Raw genomic sequence first — 4,747 nt, 5'->3', positions numbered from 1 at the left:
CCCACCAGCACCACGGCCAGCAGCGCCGCCACGAGCACGCCCCGCCTGGAACGCGCCGCCGCCGTGAACCGCCGGCTCCCCGAACGCTCAGGCGCCGGGGACCGTAGCGGAAGGTCCCGCTGGGTCGGGGTGTACGCCCGCTCGGGCGCCCTGCGCGCGGGCATGCGGCCCGTCTCCAGGAAGGCCCGCAGCAGCCGCTCGGCCTCCACCGCGTCCAGCCGCCGTTCGGGATCCCGCTCCAGCAGCCCCCGGACGACCGGAAGGAGGGGCGCGGCCTGCGCGGGCGGCCGGATCTCGTCGATGACGACGGCGTGCAGGATGCCGCCCAACGAGTCGCGCCGGAACGGCGACTCGCCGCTGAGGGCCGTGCACAGCAGCGCGCCCAGCGACCACAGGTCGGCCTCCGGGCCGGTCCTGACCCCGGACATCCGCTCGGGCGCGGTGTACTCGGGCGAGCCGACGAAGGAGCCGGTCTCGGTGAGCGTGGTGGCGCCCGCGACCTGGGCGATGCCGAAGTCGGTCAGCACGACCCGCCCGGTGCCGGACTCCACGAGGACGTTGGCGGGCTTGATGTCCCGGTGCAGCACCCCGGCCGCGTGCGCCGCGCGCAGGGCGCTCAGCAGGTCCGCGCCGATCCGGGCGGCCTCGGCGGCTTCGACCGGGCCGTGTGCGGAGATCCGGTCGGCGAGGGAGCCGCCGTCGATCAACTCCATGACGATGTAGGGCCGTTCGTCCTGCTCGACGACGTCGTGGACCACCATGATGTGCGGGTGGCTGAGCCGGGCGACCGCCCCGGCCTCGCGCAGGGTGCGCTCCCGCTGGAGCCGGGCGTCCTCGGCGGAGAGCGTCTCGTCGAGGGGGATCTCCTTGACGGCGACCTGCCGGCCGAGCAGCTGGTCGGTCGCCCGCCACACCACGCCCATGCCGCCGCGCCCGATCCTCGCCTCCAGGCGGTAACGGCCCGCGATCACACGGAAGGTGTCCCCCTCGTTCCCCATGCGCCCCATCATGCCGCAGCGGACGGATACGCTCCGGGGCGGTGACCGGCCAACTCCGTCAGCTGTTCGACTCGCTCCAGCCCTGGAGAACCGCCGTGAACTGCTTGCTGGTGGTCGGCCAGCTCTCCGCGGGCGACGACATGTAGATCGCGTACTCGGCGCCGTCCCGGGAGATGTACGTCTCCTCCACGGCCCGGCGCGGTCCGGGGAAGGCGATGTCCTTGGCCAGCGCGGTCCAGGTGTACTCCCAGCGGGCGCCCGGCCGGTCCCGGTAGGTGTTCCTGTCCATGTCGACGCGGTGGTAGTCCTTGAGGTCCTGGATCTGCCGTTCCAGGTCGCGCTGGTGCTCGTAGGGGTCGATGAAGTCCGGCGAGGTGTCGACGGCGATCCGGATGAAGTGCTTGCCCTCGTCGGGCGAGTAGTCGATCTGGGTCAGCCCGTTGGCGGGGGTGCCGAACACCGAGCGGTCCCAGCCCTTGGGCAGGTTGAGGCTGAAGCCCACGGGGTCGTCGTACCGCTCCCAGCCGGCCGGAACCCCGCCCGTGTCCGTGCTCGTGCTCGGCGTGGGGCTGGGCGAGGGACTCGACGAGACCGAGGTACCGCCGGTGTCCCGGCCCTGGTCCCACTTCTGCAGCGCGACCACGGTCCCGGCGCTGACGACCGCGGCCAGCGCGACCACGAGCGCGACGGAACGCAGCCGGCGACGCCCGGACGAGGCCGCGGGGGCCTGGCCGGCGTGATGCGGTGGACCGATGACCGTGGAGGAGGGGCCCTGGGCGTACGGGGTCCCCGAGTGGTACGCCGGCCCCGAAGCCGAGGAGTACGAGGGCCCCGTGGCCGAGGGGTACGCCGGGTTCGTGGCCGAGGGGTACGCCCCGTTGGTGGCCGAGGGATACGCCGGGCTCGTGGCCGAGGGGTACGACGGGCCGTCGGCCGATGTGCCCGGCACGGGTGTGCGGAGCCCACCGTGGGAGCCACTCTGCGTCCCCGGCTCATGGCGCGAACCCTCATGTCGGGTAGGCACATACGCCTGTGCCGCGCCCGGCCTCCGTCCCTCCGCCGCCTCGGCGAGCATCTGCTCGGCCTCGGCCGCGCCGGGCCGCACAGCGGGGTCCTTGTGCAGCAGGGCGGCGATGACGGGCCCGAGCGGACCGGCGTTGCGCGGCTCCGCGGGTTCCTCGTCGACGACGGCCTGCATCGTTGTCAGCGGGGTCGTACGGCGGAACGGCGACCGCCCCTCGACCGCCGTGTACAGCGTGGCCCCGAGCGCCCACAGGTCGGCGGACGGGCCGGGATCGGCGCCGCGGACCCGCTCCGGGGCGAGGTAGTCGACCGAGCCGACGACCTCTCCGGTGCGGGTGATGGTGGTGTCGCCCTCGATCTGGGCGATCCCGAAGTCGGTGAGCAGGACCCGGCCGTCCCGGGCGAGGAGGACGTTGCCGGGTTTCACATCCCTGTGCAGGACCCCGGCGGAGTGCGCGGCGCGCAGGGCCCGCAGCACCCACATCCCGATCCGGGCCGCCTCGCGCGCCTCGATACGGCCGTCCTCCTTGACGGCGTCGGCCAGCGAGCGGCCCTCGACCAGCTCCATCACGATCCAGGGCCGGCCGTCGTGGTCGAGCACGTCGTGCACGGTGACGACGGCCGAGTGGTTGATCCGGGCGGCCGCGCGCGCCTCGGCACGGGTACGGGCGAGCAGCACGGCCTGGTCGCCTTCGGAAACGTAGAGCGCCGCGGTCAACTCCTTGATCGCCACGGCCCGGTGCAGCACCTCGTCGTGGGCACGCCAGACCCGGCCCATGCCGCCCTTGCCTATCGGGTCGGCGAGCCGGTAGCGCCCCGCGAGGAGCAGGCCCTGCATCTGATTCACGTTTCCCCGCAATGCTCTTGACGCAGTCAGACTAAGGACCGGTCCGCGCCGAGGGGAACCAGGGGGGCGCCAAGGAGACCTCACTGTGACGGTTGTCGCTTCCACGACGGAGGAGTGAACCCGCGACGCCGCCACGGCGTCCGTCAGCCGGTCACCTGGTACGTGGCCGAGGCCTGTTCGTACAGCCGGGTCACCTCGTCACGCTCCGCCTCCGGCCCCCGCACCTGCACCACGTGGTACTTCCCGCCGATCAGGATCGCGACATTGCGCACGTACAACTCGCGCCCGTCGCCGTCGGTCCAGGTGAACTGCCCCTCGGCCATGCTCCGGGTGCCGACCTGGATCGACTTCAGGCCGGTGGCGGTGGCCCAGCTGGAGTCGCGGTACGGCTGGAGCTCGGGCTCCTTCTCGCGCTGATACACCATCGGGTCGCTGCCGTTCACGGCCGCGGTGTCCCGCCCGGGGACGACGATCAGCTCGAAGCCGCCCTGCGAGTACACCACTTGCCCGCGGCCGTTCCTCGGGGTGCGGTCCCAGCCGGCCGCCACCGCGATCCTGAAGCCCTCGGCGTCCGTGCGCAGGGTGAATCCGTCGGCGACCTCGGGCCCCGCGGTCTGGGTCTCGGCGGCACCGCTGGACCGCGACGGTCCGGGCGTGCTCGGCTCGGCGCCGGGCGACCCGGACCCGGCCTCGTCACCGGCCCCCGGCGACTGTGCCGGACCGGCCTGGCTGGTGGAACCGGTCTCCTTCCCGGCGCCCTTGTCCTCGGAGCCCGCCTTCGGCATGAAGTACATGGCGTACGCGATCGCCGCGGCCATCACCAGCAGGATGAGCAGCAGCAGATTGCGGCCGAGGCGGCGCGGCGAGGGGGCGGCCTCCTCGCGGGCCCGCTTGTGCCGGCCGTGCGTCGCGGGCAGCCCGGCGCGCCGCCTGCGCACCAACTCGCCCCGGCGCCGCACGATCGGCAGCCGGCTCGCGTCCACGGGCGGGGCGGCGACGACATGGACGCCGGCCTCCGGCTCGGGCGCGGACCGCACCAGCGAGCGCAGCCAGCCGCGCAGTTCCTCGAAGTCCAGCCGCTCGGTGGGGTCCTGCCGCAGCAGCGACTCCACGACGGGCCTCAGCGGCCCGCACTCCTCCGCGAAGGCGGGCGGCTCGGCGCACACCAACTGCACCAGCTCGGCCGTCGACTCCTCGGGGTAGGGCGCGTGCCCCTGGACGGCGCGGAACAGCAGCGCCCCGAGCGCCCACAGGTCGGTCGCGGGCCCGATGGGCGCGGCGAGCTGCCAGTTCTCGTGCACCGGTCCGGCCTGCTCGGGCGCCCAGCGCTCGGTGACGGGCCCCACCACGGCCATCCGGGCCTGCCGTGCCCGCTCGGCGGCGAGCGCGGTGGCGGGACCGCGGCGGACGGGCGTCTCGCTCGGCGCAAGGTCCTCCCAGCGACTGGGCGCGGGCACCCGGTCGACGGCGGGAACGGCGTCGGCGACGGGCCCCTGGCCCCCGGCACGCGGCACCGCACCGTGCCAGGGAGCGGGGCGCACTCCGTAGGGATCGGCTATCCGCCCGGGAGCCCCGAGCCCGGGGTCGCCCCCGTGCCCCTGCTCGACCCCGTCCACGCCCGGATACGGCGGCTGCGCGAAGCCGTTGGCGGAGGGATACGGCTGCTGCGCGGGGCCGTTGGCCGACGGGTACGGCGAAGGCGGCAGGCCGTTGGCCGGTACGGCGGGGTCGGCACCCCGCGTGTGTCCGGCGGGGTCGGTGTCCGGTGCCGGGCGGGCTCCGGGCAGGGCGGCCCTGCCGTTCTGCGCCTCCTGGACCCTGGCCGCGGCCCGGGCGCCCGCGCGGTACGCGGCGATCGCCCCGGCCCGCGCCGCCCGGA

Annotated in this window: 2 protein-coding genes and 1 pseudogene; all 3 read right to left on the bottom strand. The window is 74.6% G+C overall.

The genetic code is table 11. The annotated features are described in order from the left end of the window. On the bottom strand, positions 1-998 hold a 998-nt coding region (locus EHS43_RS37755), incomplete at its 3' end, for a serine/threonine-protein kinase (RefSeq protein WP_260470900.1). 58 nt (positions 999-1,056) lie between these two features. Beyond that, positions 1,057-2,859: a serine/threonine-protein kinase gene (locus tag EHS43_RS37750; protein ID WP_125195131.1), complete on the bottom strand. Its 1,803-nt coding sequence runs from the start codon at positions 2,857-2,859 to the stop codon at positions 1,057-1,059. Between the two features lie 152 nt (positions 2,860-3,011). Further along, a pseudogene (locus tag EHS43_RS37745) lies at positions 3,012-4,747 on the bottom strand (serine/threonine protein kinase); the annotation flags it as partial.

This window comes from Streptomyces sp. RP5T, assembly GCF_003933965.1.
In the GTDB taxonomy this organism is placed as follows: domain Bacteria; phylum Actinomycetota; class Actinomycetes; order Streptomycetales; family Streptomycetaceae; genus Streptomyces.
Note: the sequence above shows the minus strand (reverse complement) of the source record. Positions and strands in the feature narration are given on the sequence as shown.

Excerpts from the sequence above, each read along its gene's own strand:
- EHS43_RS37750 (WP_125195131.1), bottom strand. The coding sequence starts at position 2,859 with ATGCAGGGCCTGCTCCTCGCGGGGCGCTACCGGCTCGCCGACCCGATA.